This window comes from Streptomyces sp. ISL-1, assembly GCF_018614585.1.
Lineage (GTDB): Bacteria > Actinomycetota > Actinomycetes > Streptomycetales > Streptomycetaceae > Streptomyces > Streptomyces maoxianensis.
In genome coordinates this window covers 1-20,640 of sequence record NZ_JAGGOI010000066.1, presented here as the reverse complement: position 1 = coordinate 20,640, position 20,640 = coordinate 1, and the positions used below count along the sequence as shown (strand labels likewise).

The following is a 20,640-nucleotide window of genomic DNA, read 5'->3' as shown; positions in this document are numbered from 1 at the left end:
CGTGCCTGCACCGATCAGGGCGAGGGCTGCGAGGACTGCTGCAATGACGAGGGCAAGCCTGCCCCTGCCTCCCCCGCGCCCTCCGCTTGGAGGAACCGGGGCGGGCAATGGCTGGCTGTACGCGTGGGCAGCCGCTCCTCCACCGGGATACGAACCTGGATACGTTCCCGGCTGCTGTGGTGGACCGAAAGTGCCGTGAGGTGGGCGGTTTTGAGGCAGGGGCGGCACTGACGGATGTGACATGCGGGGTTTCGTCTCCTCGGTGGCTGGCAGACGATCTTACGGCCCACCAAGCCCTCGCCCCTGGATACGGGCGGTTGGAGGGTATTGGGGGCCCTGCAAGCACACGCCTCGTGTTCTCGACGCGGTACGGCCCTCCAATCGAGCCGAGGAACTTCAACCGCGCCTTCACTGCCCGGTCGACCAAGGCGAGCGTCCGCAAGATCCGCTCGCACGACACCCGCCATACGTGCGGATCGCTGCTTGCCGCTCTCGACTTGCACCCTCGCATCGCGATGCAGATCCTCCGGCACAGCAAGATCGCCGTGACGATGGAGATCTACACGCACAACCCGTCCGAGGCCACACGCAAAGCTCTGCGGAAGCTGGGCAAGACCTCGGCGGGCAACATCAGACCTAGTTGCTGTACTTCGCTGATGTACGACAAGAGAGAGCCCCTATCGGATCACTCCGATAGGGGCTCTCAGCTGCGGTGGACCTGTGGGGATTTGAACCCCAGACCCCCTCGATGCGAACGAGGTGCGCTACCAGACTGCGCCACAGGCCCTTGCAACGAAGGAAACTCTAGCATCCCCGTCGGGGTGCTTGGAAATCCGTTCCTGCGCTGGTCACGTGCCGGTCATCGGCTCACTCGTTGGCGGCGCGGGGCCTGTCCTCGTCCGCGTACTGATCGAAGAGCGGGGTGCGTCCGCGATCGCGCCCGCGCCGCGGCGCGGGCGCGCGCCGGCTCGGCGCGGGGTCCGCCGCCGGGGCCGGCCCGGAGGTCGGTTCCGCCGTCGAGGAGCGGGCCGCGCTCCACGTTTCCGGGTCGCTCACGTCCACGCCGCTCGTGGCGCGCGGGGCGACGGGCGCGGTGACGTACGTCGGCAGCGGGACCGGGACCGGCTCCCAGCTGTCGCCGCGTGCCGGCCCGCGTTCGCGCTGCTGGTCGACCCACTCCGCGTGGTCCGTCTGCTCGACCAGCGCTCGGCGGCCCGCCTCCTGCGGGGAGAGCGCGGCCGATTCGGGCTCGGTGCCGGCCGCGAGCTCCTCGTCCGGCTCGGCGGTGGCCGCCGCGTCCGGGTGCCGACGGGAACGGCTCTCGCGCAGCCGCTGCGCAGCCGCCTCGGCCCGTCGACGGTCCATGGTGAACGCGAAGCGCCGGCGCTCCTTGGTGCGCAGATGGACGATGTACACGCTGAGAAGTATGGCGGGGGCGGCCGGGGCCCACAGGAAGCCGAGTCCGCCGACCGCGGCGACGATCGCGCCGAGAGTGAACGCGAGGAAGAGGACCACGGTGGTACGTCTGCGGCGGGCCAGAACCTTCGTGCGCCGGGCACGCTCGGCGGCGGAGCCGTTCGGCCGCGGGCGCGGACGCGGCACCGGGCGTCGCGCCTGGCCCTGAGCCGGGACGGGCGCCTGGCGGGCCTGGATCTCCATCCGGGCTTCGGTACGGGCCGGGGGCGCGGCGAAGGCCCGGACGTCCACGGAACTCAAACGGTCCGTGGCGGCATCCGGGTCCGCCTCGGGCTCAGCCTGCTCGGCGGTGCGTTCCCGCAGCTCCTTGGCGTACCGGCGCTCCATCGCACCGCGTCCGGACAGCAGCCGGATGGCGGTGGAGAAGCGTTCCGTCGGACGGGCTTCATTGAGCTCGTCCTGCCTGCGGAGCCACATCGGCACCAAGTAGGCGGCCCAGGCCCCGACGATGACTGCGTAGATGAGGCCGCTGCTGCTCACACATCACACCGTAGAGGGGTTTGCGCAAGGGCATCCGCCAATTGGCCCGGTGTGTCGCACGATCTGGCTGATATCACGGACTTTTTTTGTGATTGTTCAGATCGGAACATGGTCGACAGCGATCATTTTCGAACGTTTATTTTATTTCCCGCCACGCACTGGGTCGTGCCTGGTGCCAGCGGCGGAGCAGCCCTTCGGGCACCTCTTCGGCCGTGAGCGCGAAGACCAGATGGTCCCGCCACGCACCGTCGATGTGGAGATAACCAGGGCGCAGTCCCTCTTCGCGGAATCCGAGTTTCTCCACCACCCGGCGACTGGGAGCGTTCTCGGGCCGAATGCAGACCTCGATGCGGTGCAGTCCGACCGAGCGGAAACAGTGGTCGACGGCGAGCGCGACGGCGGTCGGCATGACACCGCGGCCCGCGATCTCCCGGTCCACCCAGTAGCCGACATGGCCCGAGCACATCGAGCCCCAGGTGATCCCGGCGACCGTCAACTGGCCCACCAATCGGCCCCGGTACTCGATGACGAAGGGCAGCATCCGGCCCGCGTTGGCCTCGGTGCGCAGATGGCGGACCATCTGCCGGTACGTGGGCCGGTGCGCGGTGGGCCCGCCCGGTGCGGGCGGCGGAATCGTCGCCTCCCAGGGCCGCAGCCAGTCACGGTTACGCCGGTTCACCTCGCGCCAGTCCCGCTGGTCGCGCAGCTTTATCGGGCGGAGGACCACATCGCCGTCCGCCAGCATCACCGGCCAGGAGTGGGCGTTCAGCTTGTGCTCCCGGGAGTCCCCCCGGACGGAGCCTGGGGGGTAGGTCTTGGATGGTCGCCGCCGCGGATCTGGTCGACGGCGTGGAGCAGCAGCTGCTCCAGTACGGCCAGTCCGTCGCGCACCCCGCCGGTGGAACCCGGCAGGTTGACGATCAGCGTGCGTCCGGCGACTCCGGCGAGCCCGCGGGACAGCGCCGCGGTCGGCACCTTCTCGCGTCCGTACGCGCGGATCGCCTCGGGGATGCCGGGGATCTCATGATCCAGCACCCGGCGGGTGACCTCTGGGGTCTTGTCGGTGGGCGAGATTCCGGTGCCGCCGGTGGTGAGGATGACGTCGTAAGCGGCGGCCACCCCGTCCCGCAGGGCCTGCTCGACCGGGTCGCCGTCCGGGACAACGCGCGGCCCGTCGACCTGGAACCCGAGCGCGGCCAGCCCTCCGGCAAGGATCGGGCCGCCCTTGTCCTCGTACACACCGGCGGCGGCGCGGTTGGACGCGGTGACGACCAGGGCCCGCCGGGCATCGTCGGGGCCGGGCAGCGGCCGGCCGTAGACCGGATCCGGCGCGTGCTCTGCCTGCCCGGGCGCCGAGGACTCGGGGCGCGGCCCGTGGCTGTCGCTGTGGCCGTACACCTCGCCGGCCCGTGGCACCGGGCTCATGACCGGCTCCAGTCGCCGGACTTGCCGCCCGTCTTCTCCTCGACCCGGATGTCGGTGATCACCGCGCCCTTGTCGACGGCCTTGACCATGTCGACGACCGTGAGCGCGGCGACCGAGACGGCGGTCAGGGCCTCCATCTCGACACCCGTACGGTCGGTGGTCTTCACCGTGGCGGTGATCTCGACGGCGTCGTCCGCGACCGACAGGTCGAGGGTGACGCCGGAGACGGCGAGCGGGTGGCAGAGCGGGACGAGATCCGGGGTGCGCTTGGCGCCCATGATGCCCGCGATACGGGCCGTCGCCAGCGCGTCGCCCTTGGGCACGCCCCCGCCCCGCAGCAACTCCACGACCTGCGGTGATACCAGGACCCGGCCGCTGGCACGAGCGGTGCGCGCGGTGACGTCCTTTCCCGAGACGTCGACCATACGGGCCGCCCCCGCGTCGTCGATGTGCGTCAGCCTGCCTTGCGTACTCATTTTGCTGTGGCGCTCCCGGTCCCGGCCGCTCAGGGCCTGTGTGGGCAGACACGGTACCGCCACCGTAAGCAGGTCAGCCGAGGAGGACCACTTCCACCTCCGCTCCCGGCTCGACCGAGGTGTAGGGCTCCGGGACGACGATCAGGCAGTCGGCATGGGCGAGGGCCGCGATCAGATGGGAGCTGGAGCCGCCGACCGGCGAGACGGTGCCCGACTCGGGGTCGTACGCACCCCGCAGGAACTGCCGCTTGCCCGCGGGCGACGACAGCGGCTTGTCGGCCTTGAGCAGGGCGCGCGCTTTGGGACGATGCACGTCCCTGAGCCCCATCAGGGCCCGGATCGCGGGACGTACGAACAGCTCGAAGGAGACGTACGAAGAGACCGGATTGCCCGGCAGCGCCAGCAGCGGGGTGTGCTCCGGGCCGATCGAGCCGAAGCCCTGCGGCTTGCCCGGCTGCATGGCGAGCTTGCGGAAGTCGATCCCGCTGCCCGGTACGTCGGCGTCACCCACCGAGGCGAGGGCCTCCTTGACGACGTCGTACGCGCCGACGCTCACGCCGCCCGTCGTGACCAGGAGATCGGCGCGGATCAGCTGGTCCTCGATGGTGGCGCGCAGCTCCTCCGCGTCGTCGGTGACCGCGCCCACCCGGTAGGAGATGGCGCCCGCGTCGCGGGCGGCGGCACACAGCGCGAAGCTGTTCGAGTCGTAGATCTGGCCCAGGCCCAACTCCTCGCCGGGCTGTACCAGTTCGCTGCCGGTGGAGAGCACCACTACGCGCGGACGGGGGCGGACGCGCACGGTGCCGCGGCCGATCGCGGCGAGCAGGCCGATCTGCGGCGGGCCGAGGACGGTGCCGGCCTCCAGCGCCAGGTCACCCGCCTGGACGTCGCTGCCGCGGGCGCGCACATAGGCGCGCGCCTTGGCCGGCCGGTGGACGCGGACCTCGCCGCTCGCGCCCTCCGGGGCCTCGCCGGCCGGGCGCATCGTGGTGGCGGCTCCGCCGCCCGTGCCGCCGTCGGTCCACTCGACAGGGACGACCGCCTCCGCGCCGGGCGGCAGCGGGGCGCCGGTCATGATGCGGGCGGCCTGGCCGGGTCCGACGTGGGGCAGCTCGCCGCCGCCGGCCGCCACATCGCCGATCACCGTGAGGACGGCGGGAAACTCCTCACTCGCGCCCTCGACATCCGCTGTGCGGACCGCGTACCCGTCCATGGAGCTGTTGTCGAAGGGCGGCAGCGCGACCGCCACGATGACGTCCTCGACCAGGACGCAGCCCTGGGCGTCGGGCAACTGCAGCTCGATCGGGTCCAGCGGGCGGATAGCGCCGAGGATGTCCTCCAGGTGGTCGTCCACCGACCAGATCGAGCTGCTCACGGTGTTACATCTCCTCGGTCACATAACTGCGAAGCCAGGTCCGGAACTCCGGGCCCAGGTCTTCACGTTCGCACGCGAGTCTGACAATCGCCCGCAGATAGTCCCCACGATCGCCGGTGTCGTAACGGCGGCCCTTGAAAATCACCCCGTGCACCGGTCCGCCCACCTTCTCGTCCTCGGCGAGTTTCTCGAGTGCGTCGGTGAGCTGGATCTCGTTGCCCCGCCCCGGCTCAGTTTCACGAAGTATGTCGAAGACGGCAGGGTCAAGGACATAGCGGCCGATGATGGCGAGGTTGCTGGGGGCCTCTGACGGGTCGGGCTTCTCGACCAGGTTGGTCACCTTGACGACATCGGACTCGCCGGTGGTCTCGACCGCCGCGCAGCCGTACAGATGGATCTGGGCGGGGTCGACCTCCATCAGCGCGATCACGCTGCCGCCCTCCCGCTCCTGGATCTCGACCATCCTGGCCAGCAGCGGATCGCGCGGGTCGATCAGGTCATCGCCGAGGAGGACCGCGAAAGGCTGGTCGCCGACGTGCGGGGCGGCGCAGAGCACGGCGTGACCGAGGCCGCGCGGATCGCCCTGGCGGACGTAATGCATGGTGGCGAGGTCGCTCGACTCCTGGACCTTCGCGAGCCGGCGGGCGTCGCCCTTGCGGGTGAGCGTCTCTTCCAGCTCGTAATTCCGGTCGAAGTGATCCTCGAGCGGCCGTTTGTTGCGGCCCGTGATCACGAGCACGTCGGAGAGACCGGCCGCGACCGCTTCCTCGACGACGTACTGGATCGCGGGCTTGTCGACGACAGGCAGCATCTCTTTGGGAGTGGCTTTCGTGGCAGGCAGGAACCGGGTTCCGAGGCCTGCGGCGGGGATGACAGCCTTGCTGATCCTGGGGTGCGACTGAGTCATGCGCAGCACCATATCCGTCGAGTATGGGCCGAAGATGAGCCTCCGGTTAACTTCCGGCTCATAAAGACATGTACGAGAGGTTTGTGAACGGGTAATGAGCGGTGACTTGTCCGGAAAGAGTGCGGTTCGACGCGAACTCCTCAACGCCCGGAGCCTACTGCCGCCCGAGGACGTCCAGCGGGCCGCCGAGGTTCTCGCCCGACTGGCAGTTGATCTTCCGGAATTGGCGGAAGCGGGCACGGTTGCCGCATACGTCTCCGTCGGGCACGAACCCGGCACCCGCGAGCTGCTCGACGCGCTGCGCGCGCGGGGCGTACGCGTCCTGCTGCCGGTCCTGCTGGCGGACAACGACTTGGACTGGGGAGTGTACGAGGGCGCGGAACATCTGGTGCGCGCGGGGCGTGGACTGCTGGAGCCGGACGGCGCGCGGCTCGGCGTGGGCGCCGTGCTGGATGCGGATGCCGTGCTCCTTCCGGGGCTCGCCGTGGACACCCGCGGTATGCGGCTCGGCCGCGGCGGCGGGTCGTACGACCGGGTCCTCGCCCGCCTCTCGGGGGCCGGCGCCGACCCGGCGCTGGTGGTGCTGCTGTACGCGAACGAGGTGGTCGCGCGGGTCCCGAGCGAACCGCACGACCACCCCGTGGACGCGGTGGTGACCCCCGAGGCCGTCAGGCGCTTCACAGGCCCGACGGACTCGAAGGACTCTACGGGGTGAGCTTGAGGGTGTCGGCAGTCTTCTGGGACACGGCCTGCGAGCTGTAGGCCCAGTCGAGGAGCTCGCCGTCCGCCCACTTGTCCGTCTGGTCGGTGTAGTGCGCGTTGTACGCGTGCCCCGACGCACCGGTCAGGTTGATCCAGCGGGACTTGTCCCAGTCGCCGACGTTGACGACCATCCGCATCGACGGCACCCAGACGACTCCGTAGCCGCCCGCGGCGTTCCAGCCGGTGGCGTTGACCGCGGCCTCGCCGCCGCCCAGATTCCACGGTCCGCGGTTGAGCACGAACTGCAGGAAGCCGGGACCCTCGGTGCCGAGCGTCTGGTTCTTCAGCGTCAGCTGGTGCAGCCGGCCCCAGCTCCAGCGGGAGGCATCCTTGCCGAGCTTGGCCGTCAGCTCCCAGCGAGCGTCCTCCATGGCCCGCGCTAGCAGCTGATCACGCGTGGTGGTGGCCGAGTCGGTACGGCTGGCCGGCGACTTCCACCACTCGTTGTTCTCGTCCTTGAGGATCCTGCGCACGAGCTCGTACCAGCGGTCGCCGCCGTCCGGCTGCGCCGAAGCCGTGTCCCGCTGGCCGCACTCGCGCACCGGCTCGCTCAGCTCGTCGTCCGGGGCCGAGCTGTCTGCCGGGCGGACGTTGAGGCACTCGCCCTCGACCCGCAGCTCCTTGGGCAGCTTGTTGCCGAAGGCGAGCTTGAGGACATTGCGCCAGACCCCGTTGAAGTACGCGGCGGCCCCGGAGTCCTGCTCCTGGGTGTAGTCCCAGCCCTCCAGCAGCTTCTGCGCCTCGCGGACATGGCCGTCCGAGACGTCGATCTTCAGCAGATACGGGGTGAGCAGCTTGGCGATCTCGCTGCTGTTGTCCATCTGCATGGTGCGCATGTCTTCGGTCGAGATCTTGCCGCCGCCCTGGACCTTCGACTCGATGAGGTCGTTGATCCGCTGACTGCGGACGCCGTAGCCGTAGTCCTTGGTGATCAGATACGGGTACTTCTCCGCGTCGACGACCGCCTGGTTGGCGGTGACGACATAGCCGCGCTCGGGGTTGTACTCGTAGGGCAGCTCATCGAAGGGGATGACGCCCTTCCACTTGTACTTCGGGTCCCAGCCGGGAGCGGGCATGGTGCCGTCGCCCTGGGCGCGGACCGGGATCCTGCCGGGGGCCTGGTAGCCGATGTTGTTCTTGGAGTCGGCGTAGACGAGGTTCTGCGAGGGAACCTCGAAGTTCTTGGCGGCCGCGCGGAAGGTCTTGAAGTCCTTGGCGCGGTTGAGCTCGAAGACCGCGTCCATCGTCTTGCCGGGCTCCAGGGCGGTCCACTGGAGGGCCACGGCGTAACCGGCTCCACGGTCCGGTGCGGCGTTGGAGACCGGGGCTTTCTGGCCGACCTTCTCCAGCTCGTTGCTGCGGTCGGAGACCAGCGGGCCGTGACCGGTGGAGCGGACCGTGATCGTCTTGGAGCCGCCGCCCGCGATCTTGATGACCTCCTTGCGGATGGCCAGCTTCGTCTCCTGGTTGCCCACCTGGTAGCTGTCGCCGGCGAGCTTTTCCAGGTAGAGGTCGGTGACGTCCGCGCCGAGGTTGGTGAAGCCCCAGGCGATGTCCTGGTTGTGACCGATTATCACGCCGGGCGTACCGGAGAAGGTGTAGCCGGCGGTGTCGTACTGGCAGGAGGCCGAGACCGTACGGCAGTGCAGCCCCATCTGGTACCAGAGGGAGGGCAGCGCCGGCGCGAGATGCGGGTCGTTGGCCAGCATTGGCTTGCCGGTCGTCGTGTAGTTGCCGGAGACGACCCAGGAGTTGGAGCCGATGCCGCTGCCGCTGGGGCCGAGCAGCGCCGGGATCGTGTCCAGGGTCTTCGACAGCGCGGCCAGCTGGGAGTTCAGTCCCTGGGCGGCGCCTGCCGGGCTGTTCACTCCGCCGTCGCCGCCGGAGAGGTCAGAAGGCTTGGCGTCCGGGTCGAACTTCCCGGTGGCGCGGTTGATTCCGCCCGTCTCGACGATCGGTTTGTTGCGCCCGTACGGATACGACGGGTACAGCTCCTTGATCTGCTTCTCGGTGAGCCTGCTGGTCAGCAGCGAGCGGTCTATCTCCTCCTGCATATTGCCGCGCAGGTCCCAGGCCATCGCCTTGAGCCAGGCCACCGAGTCGACCGGCGTCCACTGCTCGGGCTTGTAGTCGTTGGCGAACGACAGGGCGGCGTACTCGACGGAAAGGTCCTTGCCCCCGCGGCCCTTGAGATAGGCGTTGACGCCGTCCGCGTAGGCCTGGAGGTTCTTCTTCGTCTCCGGCGTGAGCTTGGTGTCGAACTCCTTCTGCGCCACCCGGCGCCAGCCGAGGGTGCGCAGGAAGGCGTCCGTCTCGACCTGCTCGGAGCCGAACATCTCGGAGAGCCGGCCGGCCGTCATATGGCGGCGTACGTCCATCTCCCAGAAGCGGTCCTGCGCCTGGACGAAGCCCTGGGCGCGGAACAGGTCTTCGTCGCTGTCCGCGTAGATCTGCGGGATGCCGTAATTGTCGCGCTTGACGTCGACCTGGCCGCGAAGACCGTCGAGTTTGAGCGTCCCGGCGGTCTGCGGGAAGGAGGCGCGCACGGTACTGATGCTCCAGTACGTGCCGTATCCGACACCCGCGACAAGCGCCAGCACCAGGACGATCACGAGCAGGCGGGCGCGTCGCCCCTTCTTCTTCTTGGGGGAAGAGGCGGTTGTGTTGGCGGGCATCGCTGTCCTTCGAGGGGCAGGGTGGTCCTGGAGTGCTGGAGCAACTGTAGGCGCAGCACTCCACCCGTCCGGACGCGGTATCCGATAGGCGGCAACCCGGCCCTCAACCCGCACAGATGATCGACCGCATCAAGGAAACGTTAAAGATTAGGTAAGGTAACGAAGTGTCGCCTGTCGGAGGAACGGTCCGGCATGTACGCGCGAGGGGAAGGATCGGCCACTGACTGTCCACCAGCTCAACGAACTCCTGCTCATCTGCTCGCTCGTTCTGCTCATCGCCGTCGCGGCGGTGCGCATCTCGTCCCGCAGTGGGCTCCCCAGCCTGCTGCTGTATCTCGGGATCGGGATCGCGATCGGGCAGGACGGCATCTTCGACGTCAGATTCGACGACGCCAGGCTGACCCAAGTGATCGGCTATGCCGCGCTTGTGGTGATCCTGGCCGAGGGTGGCCTGAGCACGAAGTGGAAGGAGATCAAACCCGCGTTGCCCGCGGCGGTCATGCTGTCGACCGTCGGCATCGCGGTGAGCGTGGGCATCACGGCGGCGGGCGCGCACTATCTGGTCGGGCTGGAGTGGCGGCAGGCGCTCATCATCGGCGCGGTCGTGTCCTCGACGGACGCCGCCGCCGTCTTCTCCGTACTGCGCAAGGTGCCGCTGCCGCCCCGGGTGGCCGGTGTACTGGAGGCCGAGTCGGGCTTCAACGACGCCCCTGTGGTGATCCTGGTGATCGCCTTCTCGACGGCGGGGCCGATCGACGACTGGTACGTACTGATCGGGAAGATCGCGCTGGAGTTGGCGATCGGCGCGGCCATCGGCCTGGCGACGGGCTGGCTGGGCGCCTTCGGGCTGCGGCATGTCGCGCTGCCCGCGTCGGGTCTGTACCCGATCGCTGTGATGGCGATCGCGGTGGTGGCCTACGCCGCCGGCGCCATGGCGCACGGCAGCGGCTTCCTCGCGGTCTACCTCGCCGCGATGATCCTCGGGAACGCCAGACTCCCGCACGCGCCGGCCAACCGCGGATTCGCCGAAGGCCTCGGCTGGATCGCCCAGATCGGCATGTTCGTACTGCTCGGCCTGCTGGTGACCCCGCACGAGCTGCTCAAGGACTTCTGGCCCGCGATTGTGGTCGGTCTGGTGCTCACCATGGTGGCGCGGCCGCTGGAGGTCTTCGTCAGCCTGCTGCCCTTCCGGATTCCATGGCAGGAACAGGTGCTGATGTCGTGGGCGGGGCTGCGCGGCGCCGTGCCCATCATTCTCGCCACGATCCCGATGGTCTACGGCATCGACGGCAGCCGCCGGGTCTTCAACATCGTCTTCGTCCTGGTCGTCGTCTACACCCTGGTGCAAGGGCCGACGCTGCCCTGGCTGGCGAGAGCGCTGGGCCTCAGCGGGTCGGCCGACGCCGCCGATCTGGGCATCGAGTCGGCGCCGCTGGAGCGGCTGCGCGGACATCTGCTTTCGGTGTCGGTCCCCCAGGAGTCGAAGATGCACGGCGTGGAGGTCGCGGAGCTGCGGCTGCCCGCGGGTTCTGCGGTGACCCTGGTCGTACGGGAGGGGAAGAGCTTCGTACCGCTGCCGTCGACCGTCCTGCGGCGGGGCGACGAGCTGCTTGTGGTGGCGACGGATCCGGTGCGGGACGCGGCGGAACGGCGGCTACGGGCGGTGGCACAAGGCGGAAAGCTGGCCGACTGGCTGGGGACAAGCGGAAACGGCCGAGGAAGATCCGGCTAATCGCAGGCGTACCTCTGGGATGTGGCCCATTTCCCAGGCACAATTGCGAGATCTGCCTGTAGCATGAAGGCACACTGATCGACCAACTCTGCCTGACGCAGAGCTGGCGCGACCGTATGGCGGCCGCGGAGCCCTTGCAGTGGGCCCCGGTATCTACCGCAGATCCGCGCAAGAGGACAGCTCTCGGCGGCTCCCGTGCGTCTCGTATCACGAGTACGACGCGTCTCGTACGACGCGATTCGTATGACGAGTACGACGCGCACCAGGGGAGCGCCACCAGGCGGCAGAAAGGCACGGACCGTGGCATCCACGGTCGAGACCCGTCCTGGGTACGGGCAACTCCTGCGCACCCCCGGCGCCTGGACGTTCCTGCTCCCCGGCTTCTTGGCACGCCAGCCCTTCGCGATGCTGACCATCGGCATCGTCCTGCTGGTCCAGCACACCACCGGTTCCTACGGCAGCGCCGGCGCCGTCGCCGCATTCACCGGTGTCTCCATGGCGCTGTTCGCACCGCAGAGCGGCAAGCTCGCGGACCGGTTCGGGCAGCGGGCCGTCCTGCTGCCGGGCGTGCTGGTGCACGCCGCTTCCGTATCCGCCCTGACGGCGCTCGCGCTGGCGGACGCGCCCCTTTGGGCGCTGTTCGCGGCAGCCGTGCCGACAGGTGCGTCTCTACCGCAGGTCGGCCCGATGGTGCGGGCCCGCTGGGCCGCCATGCTCGGCCGGAACACCTCTCAGGCCGAGAGCGCTGGAGGAGGCTCGCCACTGATGTCGACGGCGGCGGCCTTCGAGTCCGTGACGGACGAATTCACCTTCGTGGTGGGACCGGTGCTCGCGACCGCGCTGTGCACGGGCGTGCACCCGGCGGCGGGACTGATCGCCGAGGCGGCGCTGACGCTGGCCGGCGGTCTCTTCTTCGCGGCCCAGAGCCGTACGCAGCCGGCGGTCCGGCCAGCGGCGACAGCCGCCGAGCCGCACGTCTCCGCCCTGTCCATTCCGGGGGTGCGAGTGCTGGCCGCGGCCTTCCTCGGCATCGGCTCGGTCTTCGGCGGAATGCAGGTCGCACTGACCGCCTTCTCCGAGGAGATCGGCAACCCCGGTGTCAACGGTCTGCTGTACGGAGTTTTCGCAGCCGGAAACATGCTCGCGGGCATCGCCTGCGGCGCGATCGCCTGGAAGAGCGGGCCGCGGCGGCGCATGGTGCTCGGCTACGCCGGGCTGACGCTGGCGGCCTCCGCACTGTGGGCGGTGCACTCCGTGGCACTGCTGGCCGGGCTCGGGCTGCTGGTCGGCCTGTGCATCGCGCCCGCCCTGATCAGCGGCTACACCCTGGTCGAATCCCTGGTGCCGGCTTCGGCCCGTACCGAGGCCTTCACCTGGCTGACGGGCGCGGTGGCGCTCGGCCAGGCGGCAGCTGTGACGGTGGCCGGACAACTGACGGACGAACACGGCGCGAGCGCCGGATTCCTGGTCCCCCTGGTGGGCACCGTGCTGGCCCTGATCACCCTTGTGGCGCTGCGATCGCGGCTCTCCGCGAGGGCTTCCGGGCGGATCGCGGCGCGTGGGATGGGTCACCGAGTGCCGGTGACAGTGGACTGATCCAGCGGAATACGTCACTATGGACCGTCGTTAGCACTCATTGAGTGAGAGTGCCAGGAGGAAGACAAAGTGCCGACCTACCAGTACCAGTGCACCGAATGTGGCGAGGGCCTCGAGGCGGTGCAGAAGTTCACCGATGACGCACTGACCGTGTGCCCCAGCTGCGAGGGACGCCTGAAGAAGGTGTTCTCGGCGGTCGGCATCGTATTCAAGGGGTCCGGCTTCTACCGGAACGACAGCCGTGGGTCGTCGTCCAGCAGCTCGCCGGCGACGGCGTCGGGCGCGAAGGCTTCCGACTCGAAGTCGTCGGAGTCGAAGCCTGCGGCTTCCACGTCTGCCTCGTCTTCGGGTTCCTCTTCATCGGGTTCGTCGAGCTCTTCGAGTTCGTCCACGAGCTCCAGCGGCAGCTCCGCCGCCTGAGGTCTGCTTCCAGGGTCCCCGCCGTTGCGCACGGCGGGGACCCTTGGCGTTTTCGCGTACGGATAGTGTGACCGCCATGGCGACCAACGCGACCGACGCGGGTACTGCGAGTACTGCGAATACCCCGACCGCAGAGATCGGTGTGATCGGCGGCTCGGGCTTCTACTCCTTCCTGGAGAACGTCACCGAGATCCAGGTGGACACTCCGTACGGCAGTCCCAGCGACTCGCTGTTCCTCGGCGAGATCGCCGGGCGGCGGGTCGCCTTCCTGCCACGGCATGGACGCAGCCACCATCTGCCGCCGCACCGCATCAACTACCGCGCGAATCTGTGGGCGCTGCGGTCGGTGGGCGTACGGCAGGTGCTGGGCCCGTGCGCGGTGGGCGGACTGCGGCCGGAGTACGGGCCGGGGACGCTGCTCGTACCGGATCAGTTCGTGGACCGTACGCAGTCGCGTGTGCAGACGTTCTACGACGGGCTGCCGCTGCCGGACGGGACGATCCCGAACGTCGTGCATGTGTCACCGGCCGACCCGTACTGCCACGACGGGCGCAAGGCGGCGCTGGAGGCGGCCCGCGGGCAGAAATGGGAGCCCGTGGACGGCGGGACGCTGGTGGTGATCGAGGGGCCGCGCTTCTCGACCCGGGCGGAATCGCGGTGGTACGCGGCGATGGGCTGGTCCGTGGTCGGCATGACCGGGCACCCGGAGGCGGTGCTCGCCCGTGAACTGGCGCTCTGCTACACGTCGATGGCGCTGGTGACGGACCTGGACGCGGGTGCCGTGTCGGGCGAAGGCGTCTCCCACGAAGAGGTGATGGAGGTCTTCGCCGCCAATGTGGACCGGCTGCGGACGGTGCTGTTCGACGCGGTGGCGGGGCTGCCGGCGGACGGGGAGCGGGACTGCCTGTGCACGCGGGCGCTGGGCGGCCTCGATCCGGGGATTCAGCTGCCGTAATCGCTCGCCCGGGTGAGGGAGTTGTCCACCGGGCCGGGGTCGTCCACAGGCGTCTGCGGGATGCGGGCGGAGGGTGGATGGTGAGGAGCGGTCGGACCACGCGGTCGGACCAGGTGATCGGTCCGGGCGGTCGGTCCGAGTGATCGGTCCGGGTGATAGGTCCGGGTGATCAGTTCAACTCCACTCCTCACGACGGGCGGTGAGTGTCATGTCGCTTCTCCCTCCTTCTGTTCCTCCTTCTGTTCCTCCTTCTGTTCCTCCTTCTGTTCCGTCCTCTCTCCCTCCCTCCCCCGCGCCCGAGCCGCTCGGTGTGCCCCCGTTCGCTCCGTTGCGGGTGCGCGGCGGGGCGCATCGGCTGCGGCGGGCGATGCGCAGGCGACGGCGGGCTCTGGCGGCCGGTCTCGCCATGACGGCGGCGGCGCTTGCTGCTTCGGGCGCTCGCGGCGCGGACGGTTCCGGGGCGGAAACACTCGGCGCGGCACCGCAACGTGAGCGCCGGCCCGCCGCGGAGATGGTGTCGGCTCCGGTGCGTATCGCGGATGCCGCGACGGTCCGGTTGCTGCGCCGGGGAGACCGGGTCGATGTGATCGCCGCTGCCAACTCCCCTGCGGGGCAAGGGCCCGAGGCGCGTGTGGTGGCGTCGGGGGTCAGGGTGGACGAAGTCCCCGGGCCGGGCGAGCCGTCCGCTGAGGGCTCTTCTCCGGACAGTGGTGCGCTGGTTGTGCTGTCCGTGCCACGGGCGACGGCCGCGGCATTGGTGGGCGCGGGGGCGACATCCCGGCTGGCGGTGACGGTGTGCTGACTGCTCGTGCTCGTACGGACAGGTCGCCAGGTCGCCTGCTCTCATGTGCGGATTGGACAGCGCGGTTACGCGCTGACGTAGGTTTCGGAGCGTTTGGATCCCTGTCCCGCACATGTGAAGAGAGGCTCAGTGGTGAGCGAGAAGAAGGTCAGCGTCCTGGAGGGCTTCAAGGTCTTCCTGATGCGCGGGAATGTGATCGACCTGGCCGTCGCCGTGGTCATCGGCGCGGCGTTCACCCAGATCGTGAACTCCGTGGTGAAGGGCGTCATCAACCCGGTGGTCGGCGCGTTCGGGACGAAGGCGCTCGACTCCTACAGCTCCTGCCTGAAGGGCACCTGCAAGACGGTGAACGGCGAGGTGGACGGCATCCAGATCCTGTGGGGCTCGGTGCTCAGCGCCACGCTCACCTTCCTGATCACCGCGGCCGTCGTCTACTTCCTGATGGTTTTGCCCATGTCGAAGTACCTGGCCAGGAGGGCCGAGCGGGAGGCCGCCAGGGAAGGCGTGAAGGAAGTGGTCGAGCTGACCGAGCTCGAGGTCCTGAAGGAGATCCGCGACGCGGTCGTGGCGCAGCGCGCATCGGGCCACGACCGGTAGCGCAGGCGGCGAAGGCTCAAATGTGATGCGGCGGCTTCTCGTCGAGGAAGTGCGCCAGGTCGGCGGCGCTGTCGCCGCCCGCGAGAGGCCGCTCGCCCCACCCACGGTCCGTATCGTCCGCGGATTGCTGGTCCAGCGGATCGTCGAAGATCAGCTTCGGCTTCGGGGACTGCTGCCGTGGTTGCTTCGCATCACGCGGTCCGGGGGCGGGGGCGGTGCTCATACGTCCAGGGTACGGCGACGGGGGCAGGGTCGAGCCGGGCGGGCTCGCTGCCGGCACGGGGGGCCCGGGCAGGTGCGCCGGGTCCACCGGTCGTTGCCGGCACCGGATCCCGGGCGGGTGTACGGAATCCGCGGCTCGCCGCCCGCTCGGGCCCGGGCAGGTGTGCCGGATGCCCCGTCGCTGTCGGCACCGGTGTGCCGGGATGCGCCGGTCGCCGAAACCACTGGTGGGGCGGATCTCGCCGGTGGCCCAGGACAGCCGCCCGGCCCACTCGCTCCGGCGGCCGCCCGGCTCTCGCCCGGTCCGAGGGGCTCACCCGCGCGCCCGTTCAGCGGGGCCAGCCCGGTCCGCCCGGCCCGGTCCGAGGGGCTCACCCGCTCGCCCGTTCCGCGGAGGCCGGCCTGGTCGTCCGCCCGGCCCCCTCCGGCACGCAGGGCCCGCGCCCTGTTCTCGCCCGGCCCGCCTGGTCCGAGGGGTCCGCCCGGCTCACCCGTTCCGCGCGGCCCCGCCGGTCCGAGGGGTCCGCCCGCCTGCCCGGTCCGCGAGGTCCGCCCGGCCTGCAGGACCAGCCTGGTCCGAGAGGTCCGCCCGCCTGCCCAGTCCGCGGGGTCCCCCGGGCGCCCGGAGCGCGGAGTCCCCGGCGCGCGGAGCCCGGAGTCCCCGGCGCGCGGGGCGCGTCTCGCCGGTCAGCCTCGCCTCGTTCTGCTGTGCTAGTGAGATGACGTCCACATCCGGCCCAGGCCCCATCGGCTCAGACGCCTCCACGCCGATGCGTCGTATGACCCCCCGCAGCCGCGACGAGGCGCACCGCGCCGCCACACCGCTGGAGCTCTTCTTCGACCTCTGCTTCGTCGTCGCCGTGGCACAGGCCGGCGTGCAGCTCGTCCACGCGCTCGCCGAGGGCCACCCGGGCGCCGGCGTCATCGGCTACGGCTATGTCTTCTTCGGCGTGTGGTGGGCCTGGATGAACTTCACCTGGTTCGCCTCGGCGTACGACGTCGACGACGTGCCGTACCGGATCGCGACCCTGGTGCAGATCGCCGGCGTACTGGTCTACGCGGCAGGCGTGCCCCGCGCCTTCAACGACAACGACTGGACCATCGCCGTCATCGGCTATCTGATCATGCGGGTCGCGCTGACGACCCAGTGGCTGCGGGCGGCGGCCGCGGAGGAGGGACCGGCCCGGAGGACCGCGTTCAAGTACACGGCCAGCCTGGTGGTCTGCCAGTTGGCCTGGGTGGGGTTGCTGTTCGTGCCCGAAGGGGCCAAACGGTGGCTGTTCATCGTTGTGGCCGCCGCGGAGCTGCTGATCCCGCTGGTCGCCGAGCGGAGCCAGCAGACACCGTGGCACCCGCACCACATCGTCGAACGCTACGGATTGTTCACCATCATCGTGCTGGGCGAGACGATGTTCGCGAGCACCATCGCCGTACAGTCCGCGCTCAACGAGAACGAGGCCCTCGGCGAGCTGCTGCCCATCGCGGGCGGCGGGCTACTGATCATCTTCTCCGCGTGGTGGATCTACTTCGCCGTACCGGCGCACGAGCGGCTGGTCTCCAATCGGCAGGCCATTCCATGGGGCTACGGACACGTCCTGATCTTCGGATCCGCCGCAGCGATCGGCGCGGGCATCGAGGTCTCGATCGAACACGTGATGGGCAAGGCACACATCTCCGCGTTCGCGGCGAATGCCGCCGTCACCGTCCCGGTCGCGCTCTTCCTGTTCACGGTCTGGCTGCTGCACGAGCGTTACTTCGAACGGACCCTGCCACAGCAACTCACCGTGCCCGTCGCGACCCTGGCAGTCCTCGCCTGCACATACGCGGGGGACTGGGCCGTCCTGGCCACCGGGCTCGTCACCGCTGCGACAGTCGCGGTCGGTGTGATGCTCGCCGCCCGCCCCACGGCTGCCCGTGGGGCGACCGCCTGACGACCGACCAACGACCGCCCGGCCGCCATGCCACCGACTGACAGTCCCCGACGCAACTGCCGTGATACGCATGGGCGTTATGGACAGACATGACACGCTGGCAGGCGGATGGGCCGCAGGACGGGCCGGAGGACCGGCGGACGGTGGGCTCACGGACGTGGCCGGTCTTCGGGTCGGCCACGCCCGCGTGCCCGGCGACCGTGCCCTCAGCGGCACCACCGTTGTGCTCGCACCCACGGGCGGCGCGATCGCCGCCGTCGATGTACGCGGCGGTGGCCCCGGTACCCGGGAGACGGACGCCCTCGATCCCCGCAATCTGGTCCAGCGCGTCGAGGCGGTCGTACTGACCGGCGGCAGCGCGTACGGCCTCGACTCCGCCGCCGGGGTGATGGCCTGGCTGGAGGAGCAGGGCCGCGGCGTCCGCGTCGGCCCCGACCCCTCGCACGTGGTGCCGGTCGTCCCGGCCGCCTGCGTCTTCGACCTGGGGCGCGGCGGCGACTGGCGGGCCAGGCCGGACGCCGCGACGGGACGCGCCGCGGTGGAGGCGGCAGCCCGTACGGACGAGGGCGCGCCGGTCGAGGAGGGCGGCGTCGGCGCGGGCACCGGCGCGGTCGTTGGGCAGTTCAAGGGCGGTATTGGCACCGCGAGCACCGTCCTGGACTCCGGGGTCACCGTCGCCGCGCTCGTCGTGGCCAACGCCGCGGGCTCGGCGGTCGATCCGCGGACGGGCGCGCTGTACGGGCAGTACTTCGCATGCCGCGTCGTCTACCCCTCCCCCGACGTCCACGCCGCGGCCCAGCTCCGCCTCACCGAGGCGCGCGAGAGCAACGGGCAGCCCCCGCTCAACACCACCCTCGCCGTAGTCGCCACCGACGCCGACCTCACCCGCGCCCAGGCGCAGAAGCTCGCGGGAACGGCGCACGACGGCATCGCGCGCGCCGTACGCCCCGTCCATCTCCTCAACGACGGGGACACCGTCTTCACCCTCGCCACGGGCGCGGTCCCTCTTGACGCCTCCGCCCCGCTCGCCCTCAACGAGGTGCTGGCGGCGGGCGCGGACGTGGTGACCCGAGCGATCGTGCGGGCCGTGCTCACGGCCGACGGCGTCGAGGGACCGGGCGGGGTGTTTCCTGCGTACCGAGATCTGTACGACATCAACTGACGTACGCAGTAAGTCAGTTGGCCCCGGCGCACGGAAACCCCGGCGGATGCGCGGGAACACGCGTGAACGCGCGGGAACTTCCCTCACACCCCCTTCGTTTTCCCGAACCCGGGACGCGTTGTCAGACCCAGGGGCTACGTTTAGCAATCACCAAGTGACTTGCGGCGACGGCCTGGAGACCCATCTTGAACGATCCGTACGAGACAACCGAGACGCACCTCGAGCGACTCCTCGGTCGGGCGCTCAACTCCTTCGAGCTGCCCGACGCCACGGTCGAACGGCTGGAGTCGGCTCTGGCGCACGCCAGTTCGCTGCACTCCTCGCACCACAGCCCCGCGCTGCACCGCGCGACGTACCGCCATGCCTATCTGCTCAGCGACGGCAGCTCCCTGGTCCTGTGGGAGCTGGTGCACAACACCGGGCGCGGCGGCGCGGAGCAGCACGAGCTGTACACAGAGGAGTCGGAAGCCCGCCTGGCCGCCTCACGGCTGCCCGCGGGGTTCCCGGGCTTCGCCGGACCGGACGCGGGCCCCGGCCTGGATCCCGGCGCCGATCCGGGCGCCGACCTGGATGCCGACCTGGAGCTTCTCGCCAGCCTGATGGCGACGCCGCCCGCCCCGCTCCCCCGGACGTACGTCCCGGACAACTCAGCGGACCACGCCCGCCGCGTGCTGCGCCGCGCGGAGAACGCCGACCGGCCGGGCGAGGAGACCGCGAGACTGCTGCGCGCCGCGTTCGCCCACCACATCACTCAGGTCTTCGGCCGCCAGCGCCGGGTGGAGGGCAGGGACGCGGGCTTCACCCTCTACGAGCACGCGTTCCTGCTGCTTGACGGGACGGAGACGAGCCTGTGGGAGGTTGAGCACACGGCGACGCCGGACGGCCGCCATATGTGCGAGGTGTACGGCGCGGAGCACACCGCGCGGGAGGCGATGGAGCTCCGGGCGCGGGTGCGTTAGCCGACGGATGCCTCAGCCCACGGATGCGTCACCCGATGATGCGTCAGCCGATGATGCGTCAGCCAATAGGTGATCGGCAGTTGCGTCGGTCAGGTGACCTTCCGGTAGGTCACATCGAAGTCGTACGTCCACGTCTCACCGTCGCCCGACCCTTCCCAGCGGCCGGTGATGGTCCTGCCGTCTGCGCCGATCGTGCCGGCGAAGCGCTGGTGGAAGGCGGGTGCGGCCCGCCGGATCGTCAAGATCCCGTCCTGTACGTCGGTCTCGTAGACCCGGGAGACTCCGCGCCCGTCGGCGTAGAGCATGGTGAACGTGCCGGCCGCGTCGTCCAGTCCGATGACCGACTCGACCGGGAAGGGCGCGTTGTCCAGCCATTCGCTGGGCATGGACGCGTCCGGCTCCAGATCCGCGTGCTGGTGGAGGAAGGCTCCGCCCGCCAGCCATGCGAAGGTCGTCCTGGCGCGTGCCACGAGTCGGCCGTCGATGGACGCGTCCATCAGCCACTCACCCACGAGGGGTTCCAGCCGTTGGAGCTCGGGGTGTGTCGCCGCCGGGATCACTGGCTTCTCCTCACTGGCTTCTCCTCACGGGCTTCTCCCTCATGGACTTCTCCCTTCTACTGCAGTGACCACGGCTCTACTGCAGTGACCACGGCCGGGCCTTCTCAGCTTGATCCTTAACCTCGGCC

General features: G+C 69.9%; 19 protein-coding genes, 1 tRNA gene and 1 pseudogene. 11 read left to right on the top strand and 10 right to left on the bottom strand.

The genetic code is table 11. From position 1 onward, the window contains the following. Positions 1-107: 107 nt before the first annotated feature. Positions 108-560 (top strand): annotated as a pseudogene (locus J7E87_RS35725) (tyrosine-type recombinase/integrase); the annotation flags it as partial. A gap of 153 nt (positions 561-713) precedes the next feature. Here J7E87_RS35725 and J7E87_RS33550 read toward each other — a convergent pair. The 7 genes from J7E87_RS33550 to galU form a co-directional block, all read right to left on the bottom strand. Beyond that, a tRNA-Ala gene (locus tag J7E87_RS33550) sits at positions 714-787 on the bottom strand. Positions 788-867: 80 nt separating this feature from the next. Continuing rightward, the gene (glpR, locus tag J7E87_RS33545) at positions 868-1,956 is read right to left on the bottom strand and encodes a gephyrin-like molybdotransferase receptor GlpR (RefSeq protein WP_215098437.1); all 1,089 of its coding nucleotides are present in this window, start codon (positions 1,954-1,956) and stop codon (positions 868-870) included. Between the two features lie 136 nt (positions 1,957-2,092). Beyond that, complete coding sequence (locus J7E87_RS33540) at positions 2,093-2,704, bottom strand: GNAT family N-acetyltransferase (RefSeq protein WP_215098436.1); 612 nt, start codon at positions 2,702-2,704, stop codon at positions 2,093-2,095. A gap of 17 nt (positions 2,705-2,721) precedes the next feature. Beyond that, positions 2,722-3,381, bottom strand: coding sequence for a MogA/MoaB family molybdenum cofactor biosynthesis protein (locus tag J7E87_RS33535; protein WP_215098435.1), 660 nt, complete (start codon positions 3,379-3,381; stop codon positions 2,722-2,724). After that, a complete protein-coding gene (gene moaC, locus J7E87_RS33530; protein ID WP_215098434.1) occupies positions 3,378-3,857 on the bottom strand; it encodes a cyclic pyranopterin monophosphate synthase MoaC in 480 nt (159 codons plus the stop codon). The genes J7E87_RS33535 and moaC overlap by 4 nt, the downstream gene beginning before the upstream one ends. A gap of 73 nt (positions 3,858-3,930) precedes the next feature. Further along, positions 3,931-5,232 carry a gephyrin-like molybdotransferase Glp gene (glp, locus tag J7E87_RS33525; RefSeq protein WP_215098433.1) on the bottom strand — a complete coding sequence of 434 codons (1,302 nt, stop codon included), beginning with the start codon at positions 5,230-5,232 and terminating at the stop codon, positions 3,931-3,933. A gap of 4 nt (positions 5,233-5,236) precedes the next feature. Continuing rightward, positions 5,237-6,139: a UTP--glucose-1-phosphate uridylyltransferase GalU gene (gene galU, locus J7E87_RS33520; RefSeq protein ID WP_215098432.1), complete on the bottom strand. Its 903-nt coding sequence runs from the start codon at positions 6,137-6,139 to the stop codon at positions 5,237-5,239. A 94-nt stretch (positions 6,140-6,233) separates the two neighbouring features. Here galU and J7E87_RS33515 point away from each other — a divergent pair, with 94 nt between their 5' ends. Then, positions 6,234-6,854 (top strand): 5-formyltetrahydrofolate cyclo-ligase, encoded by a 621-nt coding sequence (locus tag J7E87_RS33515; protein WP_215098431.1) that lies wholly within the window; start codon positions 6,234-6,236, stop codon positions 6,852-6,854. On the opposite strand, the gene J7E87_RS33510 is transcribed toward J7E87_RS33515, so the two are convergent. After that, positions 6,844-9,576: a penicillin acylase family protein gene (locus J7E87_RS33510; RefSeq protein WP_215098430.1), complete on the bottom strand. Its 2,733-nt coding sequence runs from the start codon at positions 9,574-9,576 to the stop codon at positions 6,844-6,846. The two genes, J7E87_RS33515 and J7E87_RS33510, sit on opposite strands and share 11 nt — an antisense overlap. Before the next feature lie 220 nt (positions 9,577-9,796). On the opposite strand from J7E87_RS33510, the gene J7E87_RS33505 reads away from it, so the two are divergent. The 6 genes from J7E87_RS33505 (at position 9,797) to mscL (ending at position 15,678) form a co-directional block, all read left to right on the top strand. After that, positions 9,797-11,308 carry a potassium/proton antiporter gene (locus tag J7E87_RS33505; RefSeq protein ID WP_215098462.1) on the top strand — a complete coding sequence of 504 codons (1,512 nt, stop codon included), beginning with the start codon at positions 9,797-9,799 and terminating at the stop codon, positions 11,306-11,308. Between the two features lie 300 nt (positions 11,309-11,608). After that, positions 11,609-12,904 (top strand): MFS transporter, encoded by a 1,296-nt coding sequence (locus tag J7E87_RS33500; protein ID WP_215098429.1) that lies wholly within the window; start codon positions 11,609-11,611, stop codon positions 12,902-12,904. A gap of 69 nt (positions 12,905-12,973) precedes the next feature. Then, complete coding sequence (locus tag J7E87_RS33495; protein ID WP_215098428.1) at positions 12,974-13,324, top strand: FmdB family zinc ribbon protein; 351 nt, start codon at positions 12,974-12,976, stop codon at positions 13,322-13,324. Between the two features lie 76 nt (positions 13,325-13,400). Further along, positions 13,401-14,279: an S-methyl-5'-thioadenosine phosphorylase gene (locus tag J7E87_RS33490; protein ID WP_215098427.1), complete on the top strand. Its 879-nt coding sequence runs from the start codon at positions 13,401-13,403 to the stop codon at positions 14,277-14,279. A gap of 208 nt (positions 14,280-14,487) precedes the next feature. Next, positions 14,488-15,081, top strand: a complete 594-nt coding sequence (locus tag J7E87_RS33485; protein WP_215098426.1) for an RcpC/CpaB family pilus assembly protein — start codon at positions 14,488-14,490, stop codon at positions 15,079-15,081. Positions 15,082-15,213: 132 nt separating this feature from the next. After that, positions 15,214-15,678, top strand: coding sequence for a large conductance mechanosensitive channel protein MscL (gene mscL / locus J7E87_RS33480; RefSeq protein WP_215098425.1), 465 nt, complete (start codon positions 15,214-15,216; stop codon positions 15,676-15,678). Positions 15,679-15,694: 16 nt separating this feature from the next. Here the strand turns inward: mscL and J7E87_RS33475 are convergent, their stop codons facing one another. Next, on the bottom strand, positions 15,695-15,901 hold the full coding sequence (locus J7E87_RS33475) for a hypothetical protein (protein ID WP_215098424.1): 207 nt from the start codon (positions 15,899-15,901) through the stop codon (positions 15,695-15,697). 718 nt (positions 15,902-16,619) lie between these two features. On the opposite strand from J7E87_RS33475, the gene J7E87_RS33470 reads away from it, so the two are divergent. From J7E87_RS33470 to J7E87_RS33460, 3 genes are all read left to right on the top strand, one after another. Beyond that, positions 16,620-17,831, top strand: a complete 1,212-nt coding sequence (locus tag J7E87_RS33470; RefSeq protein ID WP_215098423.1) for a low temperature requirement protein A — start codon at positions 16,620-16,622, stop codon at positions 17,829-17,831. A 70-nt stretch (positions 17,832-17,901) separates the two neighbouring features. Continuing rightward, positions 17,902-18,993 (top strand): P1 family peptidase, encoded by a 1,092-nt coding sequence (locus J7E87_RS33465; protein WP_374195255.1) that lies wholly within the window; start codon positions 17,902-17,904, stop codon positions 18,991-18,993. A 185-nt stretch (positions 18,994-19,178) separates the two neighbouring features. Further along, on the top strand, positions 19,179-19,952 hold the full coding sequence (locus J7E87_RS33460; protein ID WP_215098421.1) for a DUF6227 family protein: 774 nt from the start codon (positions 19,179-19,181) through the stop codon (positions 19,950-19,952). An 89-nt stretch (positions 19,953-20,041) separates the two neighbouring features. Here the strand turns inward: J7E87_RS33460 and J7E87_RS33455 are convergent, their stop codons facing one another. Further along, a complete protein-coding gene (locus J7E87_RS33455) occupies positions 20,042-20,512 on the bottom strand; it encodes a hypothetical protein (RefSeq protein WP_215098420.1) in 471 nt (156 codons plus the stop codon). Between the last annotated feature and the right edge of the window lie 128 nt (positions 20,513-20,640).

What these genes read in the sequence shown, in the direction of transcription:
- J7E87_RS33485 (WP_215098426.1), top strand. Translation starts at nt 14,488, where the DNA reads ATGTCGCTTCTCCCTCCTTCTGTTCCTCCTTCTGTTCCTCCTTCTGTT.
- J7E87_RS33515 (WP_215098431.1), top strand. Translation starts at nt 6,234, where the DNA reads ATGAGCGGTGACTTGTCCGGAAAGAGTGCGGTTCGACGCGAACTCCTC.
- moaC (WP_215098434.1), bottom strand. Translation starts at nt 3,857, where the DNA reads ATGAGTACGCAAGGCAGGCTGACGCACATCGACGACGCGGGGGCGGCC.
- J7E87_RS33490 (WP_215098427.1), top strand. Translation starts at nt 13,401, where the DNA reads ATGGCGACCAACGCGACCGACGCGGGTACTGCGAGTACTGCGAATACC.
- J7E87_RS33470 (WP_215098423.1), top strand. Translation starts at nt 16,620, where the DNA reads ATGACGTCCACATCCGGCCCAGGCCCCATCGGCTCAGACGCCTCCACG.
- J7E87_RS33465 (WP_374195255.1), top strand. Translation starts at nt 17,902, where the DNA reads ATGGGCGTTATGGACAGACATGACACGCTGGCAGGCGGATGGGCCGCA.
- galU (WP_215098432.1), bottom strand. Translation starts at nt 6,139, where the DNA reads ATGACTCAGTCGCACCCCAGGATCAGCAAGGCTGTCATCCCCGCCGCA.
- J7E87_RS33535 (WP_215098435.1), bottom strand. Translation starts at nt 3,381, where the DNA reads ATGAGCCCGGTGCCACGGGCCGGCGAGGTGTACGGCCACAGCGACAGC.
- J7E87_RS33475 (WP_215098424.1), bottom strand. Translation starts at nt 15,901, where the DNA reads ATGAGCACCGCCCCCGCCCCCGGACCGCGTGATGCGAAGCAACCACGG.
- J7E87_RS33510 (WP_215098430.1), bottom strand. Translation starts at nt 9,576, where the DNA reads ATGCCCGCCAACACAACCGCCTCTTCCCCCAAGAAGAAGAAGGGGCGA.